The 22,305-nt window shown below is 70.1% G+C and carries 22 protein-coding genes; 7 read left to right on the plus strand and 15 right to left on the minus strand.

The window, feature by feature from the left end; genetic code table 11:
* Positions 1 to 10: 10 nt before the first annotated feature.
* Together nagA and ACFVYA_RS00585 are read right to left on the minus strand one after the other, a co-directional pair.
* The gene (nagA, locus tag ACFVYA_RS00580) at positions 11 to 1,162 is read right to left on the minus strand and encodes an N-acetylglucosamine-6-phosphate deacetylase (protein ID WP_285994019.1); all 1,152 of its coding nucleotides are present in this window, start codon (positions 1,160 to 1,162) and stop codon (positions 11 to 13) included.
* 91 nt (positions 1,163 to 1,253) lie between these two features.
* Positions 1,254 to 1,826: an RNA polymerase sigma factor gene (locus ACFVYA_RS00585; protein WP_199191266.1), complete on the minus strand. Its 573-nt coding sequence runs from the start codon at positions 1,824 to 1,826 to the stop codon at positions 1,254 to 1,256.
* Positions 1,827 to 2,026: 200 nt separating this feature from the next.
* Here ACFVYA_RS00585 and ACFVYA_RS00590 point away from each other — a divergent pair, with 200 nt between their 5' ends.
* Positions 2,027 to 2,305 carry a YciI family protein gene (locus tag ACFVYA_RS00590; protein WP_285987286.1) on the plus strand — a complete coding sequence of 93 codons (279 nt, stop codon included), beginning with the start codon at positions 2,027 to 2,029 and terminating at the stop codon, positions 2,303 to 2,305.
* Positions 2,306 to 2,416: 111 nt separating this feature from the next.
* Here ACFVYA_RS00590 and ACFVYA_RS00595 read toward each other — a convergent pair whose 3' ends face one another.
* From ACFVYA_RS00595 to ACFVYA_RS00610, 4 genes are all read right to left on the minus strand, one after another.
* The gene (locus ACFVYA_RS00595; protein WP_387040725.1) at positions 2,417 to 3,889 is read right to left on the minus strand and encodes a flavin-containing monooxygenase; all 1,473 of its coding nucleotides are present in this window, start codon (positions 3,887 to 3,889) and stop codon (positions 2,417 to 2,419) included.
* Positions 3,890 to 3,970: 81 nt separating this feature from the next.
* Positions 3,971 to 4,444 carry a pyridoxamine 5'-phosphate oxidase family protein gene (locus ACFVYA_RS00600; RefSeq protein WP_285987284.1) on the minus strand — a complete coding sequence of 158 codons (474 nt, stop codon included), beginning with the start codon at positions 4,442 to 4,444 and terminating at the stop codon, positions 3,971 to 3,973.
* A 2-nt stretch (positions 4,445 to 4,446) separates the two neighbouring features.
* Positions 4,447 to 5,358 carry an SDR family oxidoreductase gene (locus ACFVYA_RS00605; RefSeq protein ID WP_387040728.1) on the minus strand — a complete coding sequence of 304 codons (912 nt, stop codon included), beginning with the start codon at positions 5,356 to 5,358 and terminating at the stop codon, positions 4,447 to 4,449.
* A gap of 81 nt (positions 5,359 to 5,439) precedes the next feature.
* Positions 5,440 to 6,354 (minus strand): aldo/keto reductase, encoded by a 915-nt coding sequence (locus ACFVYA_RS00610; RefSeq protein ID WP_387040731.1) that lies wholly within the window; start codon positions 6,352 to 6,354, stop codon positions 5,440 to 5,442.
* A gap of 63 nt (positions 6,355 to 6,417) precedes the next feature.
* On the opposite strand from ACFVYA_RS00610, the gene ACFVYA_RS00615 reads away from it, so the two are divergent.
* Entirely contained in the window at positions 6,418 to 7,239 is an 822-nt protein-coding gene (locus ACFVYA_RS00615; protein WP_387040734.1) for an LLM class F420-dependent oxidoreductase, read from the plus strand.
* A gap of 152 nt (positions 7,240 to 7,391) precedes the next feature.
* A complete protein-coding gene (gene fbaA / locus ACFVYA_RS00620; RefSeq protein ID WP_285987280.1) occupies positions 7,392 to 8,423 on the plus strand; it encodes a class II fructose-bisphosphate aldolase in 1,032 nt (343 codons plus the stop codon).
* Between the two features lie 51 nt (positions 8,424 to 8,474).
* Here the strand turns inward: fbaA and ACFVYA_RS00625 are convergent, their stop codons facing one another.
* Positions 8,475 to 9,656: a hypothetical protein gene (locus ACFVYA_RS00625; RefSeq protein ID WP_387040737.1), complete on the minus strand. Its 1,182-nt coding sequence runs from the start codon at positions 9,654 to 9,656 to the stop codon at positions 8,475 to 8,477.
* A 297-nt stretch (positions 9,657 to 9,953) separates the two neighbouring features.
* On the opposite strand from ACFVYA_RS00625, the gene ACFVYA_RS00630 reads away from it, so the two are divergent.
* The gene (locus ACFVYA_RS00630; RefSeq protein ID WP_387040740.1) at positions 9,954 to 10,364 is read left to right on the plus strand and encodes a DUF3151 domain-containing protein; all 411 of its coding nucleotides are present in this window, start codon (positions 9,954 to 9,956) and stop codon (positions 10,362 to 10,364) included.
* Positions 10,365 to 10,406: 42 nt separating this feature from the next.
* Here ACFVYA_RS00630 and ACFVYA_RS00635 read toward each other — a convergent pair whose 3' ends face one another.
* A complete protein-coding gene (locus tag ACFVYA_RS00635; RefSeq protein WP_387040742.1) occupies positions 10,407 to 11,630 on the minus strand; it encodes a lipase family protein in 1,224 nt (407 codons plus the stop codon).
* A gap of 88 nt (positions 11,631 to 11,718) precedes the next feature.
* On the opposite strand from ACFVYA_RS00635, the gene ACFVYA_RS00640 reads away from it, so the two are divergent.
* Positions 11,719 to 12,363 (plus strand): TetR/AcrR family transcriptional regulator, encoded by a 645-nt coding sequence (locus ACFVYA_RS00640; protein WP_308674237.1) that lies wholly within the window; start codon positions 11,719 to 11,721, stop codon positions 12,361 to 12,363.
* Between the two features lie 2 nt (positions 12,364 to 12,365).
* On the opposite strand, the gene ACFVYA_RS00645 is transcribed toward ACFVYA_RS00640, so the two are convergent.
* The 3 genes from ACFVYA_RS00645 to ACFVYA_RS00655 form a co-directional block, all read right to left on the minus strand.
* Positions 12,366 to 13,535 (minus strand): GGDEF domain-containing protein, encoded by a 1,170-nt coding sequence (locus ACFVYA_RS00645; protein WP_387040745.1) that lies wholly within the window; start codon positions 13,533 to 13,535, stop codon positions 12,366 to 12,368.
* Between the two features lie 318 nt (positions 13,536 to 13,853).
* Positions 13,854 to 15,113 (minus strand): MFS transporter, encoded by a 1,260-nt coding sequence (locus ACFVYA_RS00650; RefSeq protein WP_387040747.1) that lies wholly within the window; start codon positions 15,111 to 15,113, stop codon positions 13,854 to 13,856.
* Between the two features lie 315 nt (positions 15,114 to 15,428).
* Complete coding sequence (locus ACFVYA_RS00655; protein ID WP_387040750.1) at positions 15,429 to 15,725, minus strand: hypothetical protein; 297 nt, start codon at positions 15,723 to 15,725, stop codon at positions 15,429 to 15,431.
* A gap of 185 nt (positions 15,726 to 15,910) precedes the next feature.
* On the opposite strand from ACFVYA_RS00655, the gene ACFVYA_RS00660 reads away from it, so the two are divergent.
* Positions 15,911 to 17,791, plus strand: coding sequence for an FAD/NAD(P)-binding protein (locus ACFVYA_RS00660; RefSeq protein ID WP_387040753.1), 1,881 nt, complete (start codon positions 15,911 to 15,913; stop codon positions 17,789 to 17,791).
* On the opposite strand, the gene ACFVYA_RS00665 is transcribed toward ACFVYA_RS00660, so the two are convergent.
* From ACFVYA_RS00665 to ACFVYA_RS00675, 3 genes are all read right to left on the minus strand, one after another.
* Positions 17,775 to 18,881: a glycosyltransferase gene (locus tag ACFVYA_RS00665; protein WP_387040756.1), complete on the minus strand. Its 1,107-nt coding sequence runs from the start codon at positions 18,879 to 18,881 to the stop codon at positions 17,775 to 17,777. The two genes, ACFVYA_RS00660 and ACFVYA_RS00665, sit on opposite strands and share 17 nt — an antisense overlap.
* 18 nt (positions 18,882 to 18,899) lie before the next feature.
* Positions 18,900 to 19,538, minus strand: a complete 639-nt coding sequence (locus ACFVYA_RS00670; protein WP_285987272.1) for an HNH endonuclease family protein — start codon at positions 19,536 to 19,538, stop codon at positions 18,900 to 18,902.
* A 133-nt stretch (positions 19,539 to 19,671) separates the two neighbouring features.
* Positions 19,672 to 20,352 (minus strand): hypothetical protein, encoded by a 681-nt coding sequence (locus tag ACFVYA_RS00675; RefSeq protein ID WP_387040760.1) that lies wholly within the window; start codon positions 20,350 to 20,352, stop codon positions 19,672 to 19,674.
* 76 nt (positions 20,353 to 20,428) lie between these two features.
* Here ACFVYA_RS00675 and ACFVYA_RS00680 point away from each other — a divergent pair, with 76 nt between their 5' ends.
* Positions 20,429 to 21,715 (plus strand): adenylosuccinate synthase, encoded by a 1,287-nt coding sequence (locus ACFVYA_RS00680; protein WP_285987271.1) that lies wholly within the window; start codon positions 20,429 to 20,431, stop codon positions 21,713 to 21,715.
* Positions 21,716 to 21,722: 7 nt separating this feature from the next.
* On the opposite strand, the gene ACFVYA_RS00685 is transcribed toward ACFVYA_RS00680, so the two are convergent.
* Complete coding sequence (locus tag ACFVYA_RS00685) at positions 21,723 to 22,220, minus strand: OsmC family protein (protein WP_285987270.1); 498 nt, start codon at positions 22,218 to 22,220, stop codon at positions 21,723 to 21,725.
* Between the last annotated feature and the right edge of the window lie 85 nt (positions 22,221 to 22,305).

Raw genomic sequence — 22,305 nt, forward strand, 5'->3', positions numbered from 1 at the left:
CTCGCAACACCTACGTACTCAAGGTAGCCGTACCCACCTCGGCGACCCATTCTCCCCGGCGCAACACCTTCGCGGGCCGCAGGTCCTGGTCGAGGACCACGATGTCGGCCTGGTAACCGGAGCACAGCATCCCGGTCCGGTCCGCGATGCCGAGCAGCTCCGCGGGCCGCTGCGACGTCGCGTGCACCGCGTCGAGGATGCCGAGTTTCGCACCCCGGACCAGATTGCGGAAGGCGGTGTCCATCGTCAGGGTGCTGCCGGCCAGCGAACCGTTGTCGGCGAGGGTGGCGACGCCGTCGTGGACGTCGACCTCGAGGCGGCCCAGCGTGTAGCGGCCGTCCGCGGCGTCGGTGGCCGACATCGCGTCCGTGATGAGGACCGTCCGGTTGCGGCCCGCGTGCTTGGCCGCCAGGCGGACCACCGTCGGGTGGAGGTGGACCAGGTCGCAGATCAGCTCGATCGTGATGCGCTCGTCGTCCAGTAGCGCGCCGACCGGGCCGGGTTCGCGGTGGTGCAGCGGCCGCATGCCGTTGAACAGGTGGGTCGCCACCGTCGCACCCGCGTCGATCGCCGGCAGCAGCTGCTCCTCGACGCCGTCGGTGTGCCCGATGGCGGCGATCACGCCGGACTCGGCCAGCTGGCGGACGGCCTTCACGCCGCCGTGCAGCTCGGGGGCGATGGTCACCATCCGGATCGCGCCCTGGCCCGCGCGCAGGAGCTTCTCGACCGTGCCGGTGTCCGGTTCGAGCAGCGTCTCCGGGTCGTGCGCGCCGCAGCGGGCCTTCGAGATGAACGGCCCCTCCAGGTGGATGCCCGCGACCTCGCCGTCCTGGGCGAGCTCACGCAGCGCCGCGACCTGCTCACGCAGGATGTCCACCGGGTCCGAGACCAGGCTGGCGAGCATGGTCGTGGTGCCGTGACGGCGGTGCGCTCGCACCGCCGTCAGCAGTTCCTCGGGATCGAGGGAGGTGAACGAAGCACCTCCCCCGCCGTGGCAGTGGGTGTCGACGAACCCGGGCACGACCAGCGCCCCACCGACGTCCACGTGCTCGCCGGACGGCGGGGTCCCGGAACCCACACCGGCGATCCGCCCGTCGGACACGGCCACCCAGCCGTCGTCGAGTAAACGGTCCGGGGCGGCGACCCGGCCGCCCATGATCACGAAATCTCCGGCGCCTCTCACGCACCCCAGCATATATTGGTCTGGACCAAGCATGGTGATACGACTCAGTGATCGGAATGGTCCACCCGGGTCACTGTGGGGCTTGCATGGCCTTCTGGAGCGCCTCGAGCGCCCGGCTGGCGGTCGATTTAACGGTACCCTTGGAGATGCCTGCGGCCTCAGAGATCTCGGCCTCGCTCAGCCCGCCGTAGTACCGCAGCACCAGCACTTCGCGCTGGCGGGGCGGCAGCTTCGACAGCGCGCTGACCACGGCCTGGTGCTCGCTGGAGAGCATCGCGAGGCTCTCCGCGGAGCGCGCGTTCACCGCGTGCGGCGGCACGTACTCGCGGGCCGTCTTGCGGCGGCGCAGCACGCTGCGCGACCCGTTGACCACCGCGGTCCGCAGGTAGCCGACCGCGGCCGCGGCGTCCCGGAGCCTGCCCCAGTTGCGGTGCAGGCCGGTGAAGGCCTCCTGCACCACGTCTTCCGCCGTCGCGGGCTCGTCCACCAGCAGAATCGCCAGCCGGACCAGCCGCATGCGGTGCTGGCGGTAGAGGTCTTCGAGGGTCAGCGGTGTCGGCGCCTGCGCCGGGGCCGGACCGTCCATGACCCGCAGGTGGCCGAGGGTCGCCTCGACGCTGCGTTCCGCATTGCCCTCGAGCATGAACCCCTGCCTGTTCTCGACCCCGGTTTGCACGGTGTGCCGCGTCAGCAGGTTCACGGTATTCACAGCGCTCACACAGGTACTGACGCACGCCCAGCCTATCGGGTTCAGATGCCGGTGCCACAGATCGGATGCTGGTACAGAACCGTGACACGGGTAGCGTCGGGGCCGACCCGCCCGCGCCCACCCCGGAGATCCACATGGCCTGGTTCCTCGTCGAAATCACCTACGTCCAGGAGAAGCTGCTGGAGGTCCGGCCGCGCCACCGCGAGTTCCTGACCAAGCTGGCCGAAGAGGGCCGAGTCGCGATCGCCGGGCCGCTCGGCGACGGCACCGGCGGCATCACCCTGTACCAGGCCGACGACGAGGCGCACCTGAAGGAGACGCTCGACCGGGACCCGTACTTCCTGGAAGGAGTCGTCGCGCAGCGGTCCGTCCGTGAGTTCAAGCCGGTGATCGGCGCCTGGCTGCCGTCATAGGCCGAGCACGTGGTGCCGCGCAGGTCGCAGGCTCACGACGCGGTCGGCTTCGGGGCGGATCGTTTCGACGATCAGCGAAAGGTTCCGGTCCACGGTGCGCACAGCCGGACGTCACGACGCCCGGCCGGACAGCTCGTAGTCGGCCGGGTCGACCTTGCGCGTCTCCAGCCAGTAGCGCCAGGTGAAGCCCGGCCAGATCGTCCGGTTCACGCCCTGGGCGTCGAGGTACCAGCTCTTGCAGCCGCCCTGCGTCCAGACGCCCTTGACCAGCTTGTCCTGGATCTCCCGCTGGAACTCGTCCTGCACGCCCGGCCGGACGTCGAGGGCGGCGGCGCCGCGGGAGTCGGCGAGCTTGATGGCGTCGACGACGTACCGCGACTGCGACTCGATCATGAACACGACGGAGTTGTGGCCGAGCGCGGTGTTCGGGCCGAGCAGGAAGAACAGGTTCGGGTAGCCGGACACGGTGATGCCCTTGTGGGTCCGCATGCCCTCGGCCGCCCACTCCTTGGCGAGGTTGCGGCCGTCGACGCCGGTGATGTCGAGGTACTCCAGCGCGTCGGTCACCTTGAAACCGGTGCCGTAGACGATCGCGTCGACCTCGTGCTCGACCCCGGCGGAGTCGACGATCGAGTGCGCCTTGACCTCCTTGATCCCGGCCGTGTTCACGTCGACGTTCGGGCGGGCCAGCGCCGGGTAGTAGTCGTTGGAGATCAGGACGCGCTTGCAGCCCATCGTGTAGTCCGGTGTGACCTTCTTGCGCAGCGCGCGGTCCTTGATGCCCTTCGCGATGTTCCGCTTCGCGATCAGCTCGCCGGCCTTCATGATCGCCGGGTGGCCGTTGAAGCCGATGGCCCGCGCTTCGAGCAGCCAATACAGCGCGTTGCGGTAGAGGCGCTGAGTGCCGGGCACGCGCTTGAACAGCGTCCGCACCCACGACGGCATGGCGTGGTCGGGCTTGGGCATGATCCACGGCGGCGTCCGCTGGAACAGCGTCAGCTCGGCGACGTCGGGGGCGATCTTCGGGACGAACTGGACGGCGCTGGCGCCCGTGCCGACCACGGCGACCTTCTTGCCGCGCAGGTCGTATTCGTGGTTCCAGCGCGCGGAGTGCCAGGTCTGGCCCTTGAACTCCGCGATCCCGGGCAGGTCGGGGATCTGCGGGATGTGCAGGCCGCCGACGCCGGAGACGAGGAACTGCGCGACGAACTCGCGGCCGTCCCTGGTCGTCGCCGTCCAGCGGCGTTCCCGCTCGTCCCAGTGGGCGCCGGTGAGCTCGACGCCGAAGCGGATCTTCTCGCGCAGCCGGTACTTGTCCGCGACGCCCTTGAGGTAGTCGAAGATCTCCGGCTGCGGCGAGAACGACCGCGACCAGCCGGGGTTCTGCTCGTACGAGAACGAGTACATGTGCGACTGCACGTCGCAGGCGCAGCCGGGGTAGGAGTTGTCCCGCCAGGTGCCGCCCACCTCGGCGGCCTTCTCCAGGATCACGTAGTCCCGGATGCCGGCCTTCTCGAGCTGGATCGCCTGGCCGAGCCCGGAGAACCCGGTGCCCACGATCACGACCTTGAACCGCTCGGTCATCTGTCGGCCTCCGCTGCGTCGGGGATCCTGCCCGGATGACGTTACCTCAGGTAACAGTTACTTGGAAGTACCTGCTACTGATCAGTACGTTCCGCCGAGCTTGCCGTGGTTCCAGCTGACCACCTTGGTCGGGCGGAAGACCAGCCCGACGCGTTTGGTGGCCTGACCGGCGATGAAGGCCTGCAGCTCGGCCGACGCGGGGTCACCTTGCTTGGCTCCCGAGTACCGCTGCATGAGAGCCGTCCCCATCCGGGTGACCTCGGCGGTGTCCTCGACGATCTCGACGTCGGCCTCGAACGAGACGCCACGCAGCTTCTCGTAGCTGTCGCCGTCCTCGACGAGCACGGTCGCCTCCGGCAGCCGCCGGAAGTTCTTCGCCTTCTGCGACGTGCCGTACGTCCAGGTCGCGACGCCGTCTTCGTGCGGGAAGTACCAGAGCGGCGCGAGGTGCGGGCGGCCGTTCGGGCCGATGCTGGCGACGTTGATGACCTTCTGCTCCGCGAGGTAGGCGCGGACCTCGTCCTCGGTCATCCTGATCTGGTCGCGACGGGACATCTTCACCCCTTGGTGGCGGCCCGCCCGCCGTGGCCGGTGACCGCCGACTCGAACGCGCCGCGCGCCTCGATGTCGGCCAGCGCGGCCTTGTCCGCCGAAGGTACCCGGCTGCGCGAGCCGATCTCGACGATCGGCGGGAGGAACGCGCGGAACAGCTTGAGGCCGCCGACCCACCGCGGCACGTGGATGGTCCGGGCGCGCTTGAGGATGCCCGCTTCGAGGTCGTCCAGGGCCACGTCCAGCGGGTACGTCTTGCCGATCAGGCCGGGCATCGACGCGCGGAGCTTGCCGAACACCGGGTGCGCGTCGGCGCTCTCGACGAGGTCGGTGCGGATCCACGTGGGGTGCGCGACGCCGACCTTGACGCCCAGGTGGGCGACCTCGGCGCGCAGGCTGTTCGAGAAGGCTTCGACGCCGGCCTTGGCGGCGGAGTAGTTGGCCATCCCCGGCGCGTGCGTGATCGCGGCGAGCGACGAAATCGCCAGCAGGTAGCCCTTGCGCTCGATGACGTGCGGGAGCGTGACGCGGAACGTCCGCCAGACGCCGAGCAGGTCGACCTCGATGACCTTCTCGAACGCGGCCCGGTCGACCGAGCGGACGAAGCCCGCGGTCGCGATGCCGGCGTTCGCGATGACGATGTCGATCCCGCCGAAGTGCTCGACGACACCGGTGACTGCGTCGTTGAGGGCGTCCCAGCTGGTGACGTCGGCTTCCCAGGCGTGCGCGTTCGGCCCGATCCGGTCGGCGACCTTCTTCTGTTCGCCGGCTTCGAGGCCGACGAGGGCGACCTTGGCGCCACGCGCGGCCAGCCGCTCGGCGAGCCCGGCGCCGATGCCGCGGGCGGCGCCGGTGATCAGCACGACCTTGCCGTCGACCTTCTTGGTGCCGCTCAGCAGCGAAAACGGGTTGGCCACGGTGCCCTCCTGGACGTCGATCGGCGCTCTCGGAGGGCACCGTACCCCAACTTACCCGCAGTAAGCTACCCGTGAGTATGTTCAGCGGCCGGCTTCGCCCAGTGCGGTGAGCTCCGCGTCCGTGAGCTCCAGGGAGACCGAGGCGATCAGGTCGGTGAGCTGCTCGGGCGTCCGGGCGCTGGCGATCGGCGCGGCGACCGTCGGCTGCTGCCGCAGCCACGCGAGCGACACCGTGGCGACCGAAACCCCGTGCGCCTCGGCGACTTCGTCGAGCTCGACCAGTACGCGCGCACCATTACCGTCCAAGTAGGACGAAGCGCGGGCGGCGCGCGGGCTGTCGACGGTGTCGCCCTTCGTGCGGTACTTGCCGGTGAGGAAGCCCTTCGCGAGGGCGAAGTACGGCAGCGTGGCGAGGCCTTCGCGCTCGACGAGCGGGGCGAGGTCGCGTTCGTAGTCCCGCTCGACGAGGTTGTAGTGCGGCTGCAGCACGGCGTACCGCGCGAGGCCATTCCGGTCCGAAACGGACAGTGCTTCGGCGAGCCGGTCGGCGCTGTAGTTGGACGCGCCGAGGTAGCGGACCTTGCCCGCGCGGACCAGCGCGTCGAACGCCGTCAGGGTCTCTTCGAGCGGGGTGTCCGGGTCGTCCCGGTGCGCGTAGTAGAGGTCGATGTGGTCGGTCTTGAGGCGGCGCAGCGAGTCCTCGGCCGCGGCCTGGATGTTCTTCGCGGAGAGGCCGGGCCGGCCGTCCCACATGCCGACCTTGGTCGCGACGACGATGTCGTCGCGGTGGCCGCGCGTGGCCAGCCAGTTGCCGAGGATCTCCTCGGAGCCGCCCCCGCCGCCGTAGAGGTCGGCGGTGTCCACGAAGTTGCCGCCGGCCGCGGTGTAGGCGTCGAGCACGGCGAAGGACTGCGGTTCGTCCGCCGTCCAGCCGAAGACGTTGCCGCCGAGGTTGAGCCCGTACACGTCGAGGTCGGTGTTTCCCAGCTTGGTCATGTCTTCGACAGTAATTCGCCGATCCCGGGAGGAAAATCGCCGTCCCACGCGTTGGAGTGTTCCATGGCAATCGAACTCGGCAAGCTCGGTATCTGGCGGCCCTACCCGGGCGTCGACGTGCACTTCGCGACGGAGGCGGAGAAGCTCGGTTACGGCGCGATCTGGCTGGGCGCGTCCCCCACTGGCGACCTCGCCTACGTCGACGACCTGCTCGCGGCGACCGACCACCTGGTCATCGCGACCGGCATCGTGAACATCTGGCAGGACGAGCCCGCGGACATCGCCCGCGTGTACGAGCGGATCGCGGGCAAGTACCCGGACCGCTTCCTGCTCGGCATCGGCGCCGGCCACCGAGAGGCCACCAAGGAGTACAAGAAGCCGTACGCGGCGCTGGTCGACTACCTGGACGGGCTCGACGCGGCGGGCGTCCCGGTCGCCGGGCGGGCGCTGGCCGCGCTCGGCCCGAAGGTCGTCAAGCTGTCCGGCGATCGCGCCGCGGGCGCGCACCCTTACCTGACGACGCCGGAGCACACCCGCAGCACGCGCGAAATCCTCGGCGCGGGCAAGCTGCTGGCGCCGGAGCAGAAGGTGGTGCTGGGCACCGACGCCGACGAGACCCGCGCGATCGGCCGCAACACCGTGAAGTACTACCTCGGGCTGTCGAACTACGTCGCCAGCCTGCGGAAACTCGGGTTCACCGACGAAGACCTCGAAGGCGAGGGCAGTGATCGCCTGGTCGACGCGCTGGCGTTGCACGGCGACGCGGAAACGGTCGCCCGTGGGGTCCGCGCCCACCTCGAAGCGGGTGCCGACCACGTGAACATCCAGGTGCTGAACGAGGACCCGTGGCCCGCGTACCAGGCGCTGGCCTCCGAGCTGCTGTGACGTCCGTCCGGCCGCCGGTGCGCCGGCGGCCGGACGCACGCTTTCTGAACCGATCCGACGTGCGGAAAAGTTTCTGCGCGGGGACCGGTGTGCGGCGGCGGCGGACCTCGTACGATGCGGTCGGGACCACCCTGTGCCAAGGAGGAGTAACGATGCCCATCGCCACCCCCGAGGTCTACGCGGAGATGCTCGACCGGGCCAAGGCGAACGAGTTCGCCTACCCGGCCATCAACGTGACCTCGTCCGAAACCGTGAACGCCGCCATCCGCGGCTTCGCCGAGGCGGAGAGCGACGGCATCATCCAGTTCTCCACCGGCGGTGCGGAGTTCGCGTCCGGCCAGAAGGTCAAGGACATGGTGACCGGCGCGACCGCGCTGGCGGAGTTCGCCCAGGTCGTGGCGGCCAAGTACGACGTGAACGTGGCGCTGCACACCGACCACTGCCCGAAGGACAAGCTGGACGGCTTCGTCCGCCCGCTGATCGAGATCTCGGCGGAGCGCGTCAAGAACGGCCAGCACCCGCTGTTCCAGTCCCACATGTGGGACGGCTCGGCGATCGACCTCGACGAGAACCTCGAGATCGCGCAGGAGCTGCTGGCCAAGACGGCGGCCGCGAACATCATCCTCGAGGTCGAGATCGGCGTCGTCGGCGGCGAGGAAGACGGCGTCGAGGCGGAGATCAACGAGAAGCTGTACACCGCCGAAGGCGACTTCCTGAAGACCATCGACGCGCTCGGCGCCGGCGAGAAGGGCCGCTACCTGCTGGCGGCGACGTTCGGCAACGTCCACGGCGTGTACAAGCCGGGCAACGTGAAGCTGCGCCCGGACGTGCTGAAGGGCGGCCAGGAGGCGGCGTCGAAGAAGCTCGGCCTGGACGCGGGCTCGAAGCCGTTCGAGCTGGTCTTCCACGGCGGCTCGGGCTCGCTCCCGGAGGAAATCCGCGAGGCGGTGTCGTACGGCGTGGTGAAGATGAACGTCGACACGGACACGCAGTACGCGTTCACGCGCCCGATCGTGGACCACTTCTTCAAGAACTACGACGGCGTCCTGAAGATCGACGGCGAGGTCGGCAACAAGAAGGTCTACGACCCGCGGTCGTACCTGAAGGCCGCGGAGGCCGGGATGGCCCAGCGGGTCGTCGAGGCCTGCCAGGCGCTGGGTTCGGCGGGCACGAAGCTCAAGTAAGACGTCCGAAGGGCGGCACTTTCCTGACGGAAGTGCCGCCCTTCGTCGTGTTCAGACTGTCTCGGGCACCGCTCGCCGGGAGGTCCACCGGCGCGTCACCGGACCAGCCGCCGCCCACAGCACGAACACCCCGCCGAGCACCACCAACGCGGTCCAGTAGGCCGCCGGGGGTGCCGACTCCGTGTGTGCGTCACCCAGGACCCACGGCCGGAACTGCGACTGCACCCAGAACGCCCCGTACCCGAAGGCCGTCACCAGCAGCGCCCCCGCGCCCGCCTGCAACACGCCCGCGCTCATCGCGAACGCCAGGTCCACGGCCAGACCCACGAACAGCAGGTAGAACGGCACCGTCGACACCGGGAAGCCGAGCCCGAGCAGCAGCGGCCACATCACCGACCGGTAAGCGACGTACGCGAGAGCCACCGAAGAAGCCGCCCAGCGGAAGCCCAAGGTCTTCCGGGCCAGCACCAGGATCAACGCCATCACGCCGATGCCCCACAGCGGGTACACCCACTCCGGGATCGGCATCGTGAAGTGCAGCACAGCCGTCCGGTCGACCGGGTGCCCGATCTGTCCGGCCGCGAAGTCCAGCAGCGACTTCTCCGCCTCCGGCTCGCCGCGTTCCCAGGCGCGCAGGCCGAGGATGCCGTACTCCTGCTGGCCGTTCGGGAAGAACGTGTTCTCCAGGAAGAACGCCCACAGCGCGAGCAGCACGCCGGTCCGGAACCGGCCCACCGGGGCGGACCGCAGCCAGCCCAGCAGGACGCCCGCCTGCATGATGCCCGTGCCCAGGTAGAGCATCATGTGCGACGGGCTCCACGCGGTCAGGTCGAGGCCGTTGACGCGGTGGTTGATCACGTCCAGCGGGGCCGCCACCAGGAACGTCAGCAGGCCGATCTGCATCAGCCGCAGCGACGTCTTGTCGGCGCCGAGACCCGTGTAGCTGTGGATCGCCACCAGCACCACGATGATCACCGTGCCGACGGTGTTGATCAGGTGCGGCGGCGCCAGGTCGTCGCGCAGCCACATGAAGTGCCACGACATGTCCCACGACGAGCCGACCAGCTTGAACGCGAACGCCGCCAGCCACATCCCGTAGCAGAACCGGAGCACCCAGTCCGGCGTCGGCTGCCCGGGGGCGCCGCGGTGCCAGTGCCGCGTGAAGAACAGCCGCGTCTTGCCGACGGGACTGCGCGGGATCACGTCCACCGGGACGTCGACTGCCTTGGCCATGCCCGACATCATGGCCGGTCATGGTCACGAGTGGGCCAAGACCGTGGCAAACGACGCCAAAATCGGGGTTCACCCGACCTTCTTCCCCACCGCCACCCTCAACGGAGGCGCTTCGCGCCCAGGGTTCACCCCTACGGGTGGCTGACTTGCTCCGGGCGGCCCGAGCTTGGCATGGTGTCGCGCCATGATGCCGAAACGAGTTGTCGCGGCGGTGCTCGTCGCCGCGCTGGTGCTGGCCGGGGGCGGGATTCTCGCGGGCTTGTTCTTCTGATCCGCGGGCATGGGCACAATGACCCCATGACGCACAACCTGCTCGGCCCCGAGCCGACGCTGCTGCCCGAGCACACCGCCGCCCAGGCCGCGCTCGACGCCGGGAGCGACCCGGCCACCGTCGCGGCCGAACACCCCGACTACAGCGAGGCCTGGGCTTCGCTGGCCGAGAAGGCCTTCGACGCGGGCGAGACCGTCGCCGCGTACGCCTACGCCCGCACCGGCTACCACCGGGGTCTCGACCAGCTGCGCCGCGCGGGCTGGAAGGGCTTCGGCCCGGTGCCCTGGGCGCACCGCCCCAACCAGGGGTTCCTCCGCGCCCTCGCCGTCCTGGGCAAGGCCGCGGGAAAGATCGGCGAGACCGAGGAGCACGAGCGCTGCCGGACGTTCCTCGCCGACTCCGACCCCGCCGCCGCGGAAGCCACCGGCCTGAAGTGACGCCACGGGCCCGGGACCGCGCGGTCCCGGGCCCGTCCGGCCTCAGAACCAGCCGCAGTCGACCGGCGCCGGCAGGCCGGCGAAGCGGCCCTCGAGCCAGGCGAACGCCTCCGGGAACGCCCGCACCGCGCCGAGCACGTGCGTCGGGATCAGCGTCGTGCTGAACTGCACCCGCACGCCCTTGCCGCACCACGTCCGGCCCAGGTCGCGGTCCTGCGCGTAGGGCACGATGTCGTCGAGCGCGCTGTGCACGATCAGCACCGGCGCCGTCGGCTTGAGCGACCCGATCTTCTGCTCGGCCACCCTCGACCGGTACGGCTCTTCGCCGAGGTACGCGACGAGCGACCGGCCGTCGTTGGTCAGCGTCGAGGACTGCGTGAACGCGTGCGCGGCGATCGCTTCCACCGTGCACTCGGTCCGGACCTGCTCGAACAGCTGCTTCCCGCGCGCGTTGAGCAACGCCGGGATGTTCAGCTCCGGGTACGCGTAGTTCATGCTCACCAGCGCGAAGCCGAGGAACCCGACCGCGTAGTGGCCGTCGAGGTTCTTGGCGACCTCGGCGAGGTCCGCCGGCACCGCCCCCGCGTACGCGCCCTTGAGCTTCAGCTCGGGCGCGTAACCCGGCTGCAGCTCCGCCGCCGCGGCCGACGCGCCGCCACCCTGCGAATAGCCCGCGATCGCGACCGGGCCGTCGTCCGGCAGGCCCGCCTCCGGCAGCCGCTGGGCCGCGCGGATCGCGTCGAGCACGGCGTGGCCCTCCGACGCGCGGTTGACGTACGTGTGGTCCCCGGGCGTGCCCAGCCCTTCGTAGTCGGTGACGACGACGCCGTACCCCCGCGTCAGCAGCCCCGCGATGAACGGCCCTTCGTACTCGAAGCCCGCGGCAAGCGCTTTCGACGGCGCGCAGTCGTCGCCCTCGCCCTGGGTGCCGACGGCGTAGGAAACGATCGGGCGCGCCCCGGCGCCGTGCCACGCCGACCGCGGGGTCAGCACCGTGCCGGTGACGGCGACCGGCGAGCCGTGCGTGTCGGTGCTGCGGTACATGATCCGCTGCACGCTCGCGTCGGCCTTGATCAGCTGGATCGGATCGATGTAGAACGTCGACGCTTCGTGCCGGATGACGTCGCCGTTGCTGCCGGCGGGAAGGGGGGACGGCGGATCGTAGAAGGACGCGGCGGAGGCCTGCGGCGGGCCCAGCGTCGCCAACGCCAGAACGGAAACCGTGGCGACGGCCGCGGACAGGGCGCGGCGGAGGAAGATACGCATGCTTGCTCCTCGTTGAGCAGGTCGAGTGCGCGGGGAACACCTTTTTAGACAGAGGTGTCGGAAAAAGAATCACGTGAGGTGGACCACCATGTCAAGCCCGGCTCCGCGCGGGCGGCCGCGCAAGCTCCCGGTTTCGGAGCAGCGCGCCCGCGTGCTGCGGGCGACCGCCCGGGTCGTCGCGCAGCACGGGATGCAGGGCGCGACGATCGAGCAGATCGCGCGGGAGGCCGGCGTCTCGCGCCAAGCCGTCTACGAGCAGTTCGGCGACCGGGCGACGCTGTTCGCCGAGGTCGTGGCGGAAACCGAAGAGAGGGCTTTCACCGCCATCGCGGGGCCGTCGGTGGCCGACGAGCAGCCCGGCCTGCGGGCCTGGGCGCGGGCCAACTACGCCAACATGGTCACCTTCGTCGCCGACCACCCCGAGGGCTACGGCGTGCTCCGCGCGGCCGAGCGGGCGGGCGACCCCGCTCTCACCCGGTTGAGGGAGAGGCTGGCCGTCGTCTACGCCGAAGCCAGCCGCAAGCGGTGGGCCGCCCACGGCATCGACTCGGGTCGCGCGGACCGCGCGCTCGTCACGCTCTTCTTCGCCATGACGGAGTCACTGGTCCAGGCCACCTGGGACGGCGAGCCACCGGACCAGGACGCCCTGATCGACCTGCTCACCGAATTCACCGTGGGCGGCGTCGCCCGCCTGCAGACCAAGGCGAGCGACGTCATCGACCGGTTGCGCTGACCCTAGGCGACGGCCATCTCCGGGAGCGCGACGGAACCCACCACGCGGTTGCGTCCACCGTGTTTGGCCGCGTACACGGCCGCGTCGGCGGACGCCATCACCTCCTCGATGGACGAACCGTCCAGCGGGTAGGCGGCGACGCCGATCGACGCCGTCTGCCGTTCGATGTCGACGGCGGCGCCCGCGTTGGTCGTGGTGCTGATGATCAGCTCGCTGACCCGTTGCCGGATCCGCTCCGCCGTGACGATCGCGTCTTCTTTGGACGTCGAAGGCAGCAGCGCGACGAACTCTTCGCCGCCGAACCGGCCGACCAGGTCGTGCGCCCTGGTCTCCTGCTTGACCACGGCGGCGACCGCCTTGAGCACGTCGTCCCCCGCGAGGTGCCCGTAGGTGTCGTTGATCCGCTTGAAGTGGTCGAGGTCGATCATCATGGCGCCGAAGCTGCCGTTCTCCCGTTGTGCGCGCGAGATCTCGCGCTGTGCGCCGTCCTGCCAGGTGGTGGCGTTGAGCAGCTGCGTCTTCTGGTCGGTGGTGGCCAGCTCTTCCAGCCGCTTGATCAGCACGGACCGCTGCAGCACGTACAGCGGCAGGATGACCAGCACCGAAAGCAGCGGCTCGGTGGTCAAGACCATCACGAGCAGGCCGCCGACGCACAGGGTGGCCAGCTCCAGCAGGTTGTCGTCCATGTTGCCGAGGCAGCCCTCGACGGTCGCCTTCTCCGGGGCGGCCAGGTACAGGCCGAGCCCGGTGAGGGCGGTGTTGGTGGTGAAGAACGCGGCGGCGGCCAGTGCGACGGCCACCATCCCGTGCCCGCTGAACACGTCCGCGACGAGACCGGCGGCGAAGCCGGACAGGATCATCGTGGTCGCGTTGGCCGCCACGCGGTGGGCCTCACCCGGTCGGGTACCCGACCAGCTGCGGAACGCGAGGTAGACGTAGAGCACCGTGCCCAGGACGGCCACCAGCTGCGGCGGCACGAGCAGCCCGGCGGGCAGCAGCCAGACGGACGTCATGTTGATGTGCGGGCCGTTGCTCAAGATCCGGCGCTGGCGCTCGATGCGCCTGCTGACCTCGGTCTGGGCCACCGCCAGGGCGGTGAGCAGCGCGAACGTCCCCAGGTTCGCGAGCGTGACCGGAATCGAAAGCGTGGCGGCCGTGGTCCAGGCAAGCATGACGGCGATCGCGGTGAGTGTGACGGCGACCCAGGCTTTTGGCCGGGTCCACAGTGCCCACTTGGCAACACCACGAACCGAGGCTTGTCCAGACCGTTCCCCCGATGTGACCATTTTTCCCCCAGCCCCTTGCGCAGGTGATCAGTGACAATCTACTCACGGACAGTTTCAGACCGTTTGCGTGCTGTCCACAAGGGCTTTCGGTGTGTACTTTTTGGTTGACACCGGAACGAGAGGTGGCCAGCGATGCGCGGCAAAGATCAGTGACCGCACAGCGCACCGCAAGGTCGCGCAGGTCAAGCCCACGCGCGGGGCATGTCAAGCATGTTCGGCGCGTGCGGCTTCTTTGTCGATCCATCTTCCGGGCTCGCCCGACAGGGCTCGCGTCCACAGTGCCGCCAGCGGCAGCGTGAGGACGAGCCCCGCGACGCCGAAGATGCCGACGGTCCCGTGCGGGGTCAGCTGATCCGCGAGCACCCCGCCGACGAGCGGGCTGATGCCCATCATCGTGGTCAGTCCCGTGTTGGACAGGCCCATCACCTGCGCCCGCTGCTCGTCGGACACGGCCAGGGTCAGTGACGCGGTCGCCTGGAGCAGGCAGACCGTGCCCAGGCCGCCGGAGACGATGAACAGGACGATCGACGAGACCGGTCCGGGGTTCAGGAAGCACAGCACCAGCGGCACGGCGCACAGCGCCGACAGCGGGCCGATCAGCTTCGGCCGCACCCGCGCGGGTACCCAGCGCGTGTAGGCGAAGGTCGCGATGACGCTGCCGATCGGGTCGGCCGCGAGCAGCAGGCCGATCGCTTCGGGGCCGCCGCCCGCCGCCGAGACGTACGGCGCGGCGATGCCCTCGTAGACCGGCAGGAGCCCCATCAGCCAGGTGAACAGCACCAGCGTCCGCAACGGCGAGCTCGCGAACGCCGTCCGGCCACCGCCGCCGAGCGTCGCGAAGAAGGACTTGCGCTGCTCGCCGGTCGCCGCGGCCGGCCGGGCACGGACGCCGAAGCGCACGAAGAAAGCCGACAGCACGAACGTGGCGGCGTCGACGATCAAGGCGACGTGCGGGTCGAGGGCGATCAGCAGCGCGCCGCCGCCGGCGAAGCCGAGCAGCTGGGCGCTCTGCACGGTCATGCTCCGGATGCCCATCCCGACGACGAACCGGTCGCCTTCGAGCACCTGCGGCAGCAGCGCGAGCTGAGACGCCTTGAACGGCGGGTTGACCAGGGAGACGCCGCCGACCAGCACACACATCAGCCAGAACGGCATGCCGGGCACGGCCACCAGCAGGATCAGGCCGGCGCGCAGCAGGTCGACGAGCACCATCACGCTGCGGCGGGGGAAGCGGTCGGCGAAGCCGGTGAGGAAGATGCCGCCCAGCAGCGACGGGGCGTAGGTCAGCGCGTAGGTCAGGCCGGTGAGCGTCGCGGAATTCGTCCCGGTGAACACGAGGATGGACAGCGCGACCCTGGCCAGCTGGTCGCCGGCGATCGAGAGCAGTTCCCCGAACCACAGCGCCCGGAACTCGGCGATCCCGAACACCTCGCGGAACGTGACGCGATCCGGCGGTGCTGCCATGCGTTTTCTCCCGACCTCTGCTACAAACCGCGTCCGCCCCACGACCTCCGGTGACGAGACGACCAGGCGGTCATGAGGCAGTCACGGTACGTGAGTCACCCCAGTCAGTGTCCCGTGACTGTTGGTAAATCTCTAGGTTCTTTCGCTGGTATCCAAGGCGTCACGGAGCTTTCCCGAACGGGTCAGACGATAGCCCGCAGTGTCTGACCGGTGGCCCAGGAGTCACCAATGGATCATTCCGTACCGTTTGGTCGGTCGCCAGGGGCAAAAGTAGCCACCTCGCGTCGGCGAGGTGGCTACCGGGGAAACGGGAGGTCAGCCGCCGCCCCGTGCGCGTTCGATGACCTCGATGGACGCGCGGACCTGCTCGAAGCTGGGCGCCGCCGCCCGGTTGACCACGACGGTCAGGGACCGGCGCGGGATGACCACGAACTCGACGTCGACCCCCGCCGCCTCCGCGGCGGCTTCGACGACGTCCCGCCAGTGCTCGGGGTCGATCCCGTCCGGATCGGCCCATTCGTGGGCGAAGATCGCCCAGTTCCCCCGGAGGAGGGTGCCGACCACGTCCTGCGCGGTGTGGACGCGGTGCGGCGAACCGATCTCATCGGTCAACTATTCGCAGGTGGGGGTGGGTGATCGAGGCCCGGGCGCCTGGGTGGACGAAGGACAAGTTCGCTCCTTTCACCGGTGTGCCGGGGGCATTCGGAACCGCGGGCCGGAGCGGATTGGTCCGGCCTGTCGATTCCGCCCTGTGGGAAGGGCTTCCCGCGCCGGAACCCCGGCGTAGCTTCGGGTTCGTGGCCGACCTCCCGCCGTTCACCCTGGCTGTCGTGGGCGCCGGACCCCGCGGGGTCGGCGTCCTCGAACGGCTCGGCGCGAACGCCGCGGAACTGCTCGGCGGCCGCCGGCTCGAGGTGCACCTGATCGATCCGTTCCCGCCGGGGCCCGGCCGGGTCTGGCGCTACGACCAGTCACCACTGCTGCGGATGAACTCCATGCCCGAGGACGTCACGATGTTCACCGACGAGTCGGTGAAGATGGCGGGCCCGGTGCGGCCGGGGCCGTCGCTGCTGGAGTGGGCGCGGAAGGTGCGTGACGGCGGCCTCGACGCCGACGTGCCGCCCGACGTCGTCGCCGAGCTGACGGCGCTCGACCCCTTCCACTTCCCCAGCCGGCGCCTGCAGAGCGCCTACCTGACCTGGTTCTACCGGAAGGTTGTCGAGGACCTGCCCGAAGACGTCGACGTCTTCGAGCACGCGGCCCGCGCGACCGGGGTCGACGGCCGCACCGTCAGCCTGTCCGACGGATCGGCGATCGTGGCGGACGCCGTCGTCTTCACCGTCGGCCACCTCGACGCGGAACCGGACGAGCGGGAGCGCGAACTGGCGGCGTTCGCCGCGCGGCACGAGCTGTCCTACTACCCGGCCGGCTACACCGCCGACGTCGATTACGCGGGCGTCGAACCCGGCGAAACCGTGCTGGTGCGTGGGTTCGGACTGGCGTTCGTCGACCTGATGCTGCTGCTGACCGAGGGCCGCGGCGGCCGGTTCGAGGACCTCCCGTGCGGCGGCCTCCGCTACCACCCGAGCGGCGCCGAGCCGGTGCTGCACGTCGGCTCGCGGCGCGGGGTGCCCTACCACGCGAAGATCGGCTACCGGTTGCGCGGCAAACCGTTGCGGCTGCCCAGGTTCTTCGACGCCTACGCCATGGACGGGCTGGCCGGGGCCGCCCTCGACTTCCGCGCGGACGTCTGGCCGCTGGTCGCGAAGGAACTGGCCTGGGGCTACTACAGCGAGCTGTTCACCGGGCACCCCGTCCGCGTCCGCATGGACTTCGCCGTGTTCGCCGACGCCTTCGCCGACCTGGCCTGGGATTCGCCCGCCATGCGGGACCTCATCGTGCGGGCGGTGCCCGCCGAGGCCGACCGCCTCGACCTCGACCGGCTGGACCGGCCGATGGCGGACCGGACCTTCGGCACGGCGGAGGAGTTCGGCAAGGAGCTCCGCAAGTACGTCGAGGCCGATTTGGCGCGCCGGGCGGACCAGGAGTTCAGCGCGGACCTGGGTGCCTTCATGGCGCTGCTGTCGGTGTACGGCCAGCTGCCGATCCTGGTCCAAAAAGGACGACTGGGTGCCGCGTCCCAGGTGTCCGATATGGACGGCTGGTTCCACGGGTTCTTCTCCTACTACGCCAGCGGTCCGCCGCCGCGCCGGCTGGAGGAGCTGCTCGCGCTGCACGAAGCGGGAATCGTTTCCTTCGCGGGCGCGGAAATGCGGGTCACGGCCGAGCGCGGCGTCTTCGTGGCCTCGTCGGCGAGCCACCCGGAGACGGTCGAGGCCCGCACGCTGATCGAGGCGCGGCTGCCGGGCCCGAGCGTGACCCGGGCGGCCGACGGCCTGCTCCGGCAGCTGCGCGACGCGGGCGAACTGGCGGAGGAGACGGTGGCGGACCCGGTGACGGGCGCTTCGCTGCCGTCGGGCCGCATCCACACGCGGGTGTCGGACTCCCGCCTGCTCGACGGCACCGGCCGCCCCCACCCGCACCGGTTCGCGGTGGGCCCCCACACGAGCGCCCGCTCGGCGGCGGCGTTCACGCGGCCGCGGACGAACGCGTTGTCCTTCCGCCAGAACGACGCGGTGGCGCGGGAGATCCTGGCGCTGGTCAGCCGGCCCAGCTGACCAGTTCGCCGAGAACTGCCTCGGGTGCGGGCATCCCGGCGATCTCGGCCGCGATCCCCCGCGCGACCTCGCGCGCCGTCGAGCCGTCCAGGAGTTCCCGGGCGGCGGCTTCGATGGCGGGCATCCTGATCTCGTCGCCCACCAGGGCCTTCGCCGCGCCGAGTGCCGACAGCGTCTCCGCGTTGGCGAACTGGTCGGCGCCCTGGGGCAGGATCAGCTGCGGCAGGCCGGCGGCGAGCGTGCCGAGCACCGTTCCCGTGCCGCCGTGGTGGACCACCAGGCCCGCGTGCGCCAGCACCTGGGCTTGGGGCACGAACCCGGCGACGCGCACGTTTCCCGGCACCGGGCCCAGCGCCGCGGGGTCGCCGGGGCCGGCCGCCACCAGCACGTCCACCGGCAGCTTCGACAGGGCGGCGATCGCGCCGCGCAGCACCTGCGTCGCGCCGTAGGCCACCGTGCCCAGGGTCAGGTACACGAAGCCGTCTTCCGGGAGCGGTGGCAGCGGGACGTCCGCGTCGTACGGCGTCGGGCGCATCCGGAACACCTTCGGCACGGCGGCCGAGCCGGGGTCGCGGACGCTGTCGGGCCAGACGTCGATGCAGGCGTCGCCGAGCATGGCGTCCGCGGGCCGGGTGTCCCAGAGCGGGGCCAGCCGTTCGGCCGCGACCGCGAGCACCTCCGGTGGCATCGACCGGCCGATCACCAGCGAGACGGCCGGGAGGCCCGCCCGCTGCGCCAGCGCCCCGGTACCGACGTCGCTCTGCTCGTAGACCACGAGGTCCGGCCGCAGCCCGGGCAGCAGCGGCTCCAGATCGGCCATCGTCGCCCGCGGCAGCAGCTCGGCGAACATCGTGATGCCGATGTCGAAGAAACCGGCGTCCGCGGCGTGCCGCTGCCGGGCTTCGGCTTCGGCGTCGCCGATCGAGGTGCCGACGCGGTGGGCCTCGAAGCCGAGGTCACGCACCTTGGGCACGAACGCCTCGCCGGTGCCGAAGACGACTTCGTGCCCGGCCGCGCGCGCCGCGTTCGCCAGCGGGAGCAGGGGAAAGAGGTGGCCGTATGCCGGGCGGCACGTGAAGAGGATCCGCACCGCCCGAGCGTACCGGCGTCAGCAGCGGTTGAGCATGTCCGTCAGGGCGGTCTTCTCGGCGGAGTTGATCGTCAGCTTGAACTTGTGCTTCACCGCGACCCACATCTTCGCGTAGGTGCACCAGTAGCCGACCAGCGGCGGCTTCCACTGGTCGGGCGACTTGTCGCCCTTCTCCTGGTTGACGTTGTCGGTCACGGCGATCAGCTGCGGGTCGGTGAGGTCGTTCGCGTACGCCTGGCGCTGCGCGGTCGTCCACGACGACGCGCCGGTGCGCCACGCGTCGGCCAGCGGCACGACGTGGTCGATGTCCACATCGGACGCCGCGGTCCAGGTCGCGCCGTCGTACGGGCTGAACCACTTGCCGGAGGTCGCGGCGCAGCTGGAGTCGGTCACCACGTTCGTGCCGTCGCGCTTCAGCACCACTTCGCGGGTGTTGCAGCCGCTGCCCTGGTCGATCCAGTGCGGGAACTTGTCCCGGCTGTAGCCGGTCTGCGAGCCGTCGGCCTTGACGGTCAGCGCAGCGAGCTCGGACTTCGCCGTGGTGGCGGACGGGATGCCCGGCGGGGTCGCGTCCGCGACGCCGGCCAGCGTGCCGGACAGCACCGCGGTGACGGCCAGCACAGTGAGCGAATGACGAACAGCACGCCTGGTTGGCATTTTGCTGCCTCCGTGTCAGAAGTGGGGACAGCTAACCCTGAAGCACGGGAGTGGCGCGTACAACACGTATAGGTGACATGTTGCTGCCCGTCAATGAACACCGCGTGACTCGCGGCGCAAGGTGCGGTGTCGCTCAGACGGCTCCCCGGACCAGCCGCAGGTCCTCGGTGTGCCGGTACCAAGTCCACTTGTTCACCGCGCGCTCGTGGACGACGTCGTCGAGCACCGGCCGGGTGGGGATGCAGCCGATCTGGAACGCCCGCGAGTACAGCGTCGTCGGCCGCTTGAAGATGGTGCCCTTCACCACGCGGACGGCCAGGCCAGGGCCGCCCGGGTCCGGGGTCACCTCGATCGACGCGGCCGGCCCGCGCAGCGCCACCTGCTCGTCGGCGTAGGCCACGCCGCGGACCAGCCGCAGCTGCCCCCGCCCGACGAGCACGCCGCCGACGTCGTCCCGGATCAGCGGCACCGGGTCGACCTCACCGCGCAACGCGAGCGCGAGCGCCTGCAGCGGCGTCTTCGGCAGCCCCCAGAGCGCGCCGACGACCGAGTCCGGCGCCGACGGCACGAACCCGACCGACACGCCGGAGATCGCGTCCTTCCGGAGCAGGCGCAGCACGACGGCGGCGAGGTCCGCGTCCGTGCCCGAGACGACCAGGTGATCGTGTTCGCCCAGCAAGGGGTCGATTTCCGCCTTGCCGGGACGGCTCGGCACGCGGATCGACTCGACGTCGTCGACCTCTTCGAAGCCGGCCGCTTCGTCGCCACAAGCCACCACTATTCCGCGCACCCGCGGGTCCTCCGTTACGCTCATGCACCGGCATTTAGCAGCGCCACCGGTGTCCGTCCGGGACACTAAACCCCACGTCCTCGAACACCAGGAGTGTCACATGCCGGCCATCGTGCTCATCGGTGCCCAATGGGGAGACGAAGGCAAGGGCAAGGCCACCGACCTGATGGGTGACCGCGTCCAGTGGGTCGTCCGCTACCAGGGTGGCAACAACGCCGGTCACACGGTCGTCCTGCCGAACGGCGAGAACTTCGCCCTGCACCTCATCCCGTCCGGCATCCTGACCCCGGGCGTGACCAACGTCATCGGCAACGGCGTGGTGGTGGACCCGGGTGTGCTGCTCGACGAGCTCTCCGGCCTCGAAGCGCGGGACGTGGACACGTCCAAGCTGCTGATTTCGGCCGACGCGCACCTGATCATGCCGTACCACGTGGCCATCGACAAAGTCACCGAGCGGTACCTCGGCAGCCGCAAGATCGGCACCACCGGCCGCGGCATCGGGCCGTGCTACCAGGACAAGATCGCCCGCGTCGGCGTCCGCGTGCAGGACCTGCTCGACGAGAAGATCTTCCGGCAGAAGGTCGAAGCCGCCCTGGAGTTCAAGAACCAGGTGCTGGTGAAGGTCTACAACCGCAAGGCCCTCGACGCCGACCAGGTCGCCGACGAGGTGCTGGCGGCGGGCGAGAAGTTCGCGCACCGCATCGCCGACACGCGGCTGCAGCTCAACCAGGCCCTGGAGCGCGGCGAAACCGTGCTGCTGGAGGGCTCACAGGGCACGCTGCTCGACGTCGACCACGGCACCTACCCGTTCGTGACGTCCTCGAACCCGACGTCCGGTGGCGCGAGCGCGGGCTCGGGCATCGGGCCGGGCCGGATCGGCACGGTGCTCGGCATCCTCAAGGCCTACACCACGCGCGTCGGCTCCGGCCCGTTCCCGACGGAGCTGCACGACGAGTCCGGCGAGTACCTGCGCAAGCAGGGTGGCGAGTTCGGCGTGACGACCGGCCGCTCGCGGCGCACCGGCTGGTTCGATGCGGTGATCGCGCGGTACGCGGTGCGCGTCAACGGCATCACCGACTACTTCCTCACGAAGCTGGACGTGCTGTCCGGCCTGGAGAAGGTGCCGGTGTGCGTCGGCTACGAAGTCGACGGCTTCCGCACGCAGGACATGCCGATGACGCAGACCGACGTGCACCACGCGATCCCGATCTACGAAGAGCACCCGGGCTGGTTCGAGGACATCTCGGCGTGCCGCACGTTCGAGGAGCTCCCGGCGAACGCCCGCGCGTACGTCGAGCGCCTGGAAGAGCTGTCGGGCGCGCGGATTTCCGCGATCGGGGTGGGTCCGGGCCGCGAGCAGACGATCGTGCGGCACGAATTCGTCTGAGGTTCGTTCAGGTCAGCTTGGTGCTGACCGGCGTCTCGTTCCGGAACAGGTCGAGCACCGGGCAGTGCTCGTCGACCTCGCGCTTGAGGTCTTCGTAGCGCTCCCGGCTCGCCGGCCCTTCGAGTTCGACGGACACGCGGACGTCCCCGAAGCCGGGGCGCGTGTTGAAGGAGAAGCCGAAGAAGCCGTGCAGGTCGAGGTCTCCGTCGACGGTGACCTTGATGGAGTCGAGCGGGATCCCGCGCTTCGCCGCCCAGAACTGGTACGTGATGACCTGGCAGGAGCCGAGGGCGGCCAGTGCGTACTCGACGGGGTTGGCGGCCTGGTCGGTGCCGCCGAGCGCGGGTGGTTCGTCGACGGTGAAGCCGTGGTTCCGGACGTTGACTTCGACCTCGGTCTTGGTGCCGGGCTTGAGAACGTGGTCGACGCTGAAGGAGACGGCGGCGTTGTGCGGATCGGCGTCGACGGCCTTGCGGGTGCCTTCGATGACTTCGGTCAGCGACATGGGCTCTCCTGAAGATCGTGAGGGATGCCCCACAGGGTGGGCGATTTCCCGGCGGCCCGCTCGGGTTCTCAATTCCTGGGAAGCC

Source organism: Amycolatopsis sp. NPDC058278 (genome assembly GCF_042881395.1).
In the GTDB taxonomy this organism is placed as follows: Bacteria; Actinomycetota; Actinomycetes; order Mycobacteriales; family Pseudonocardiaceae; genus Amycolatopsis.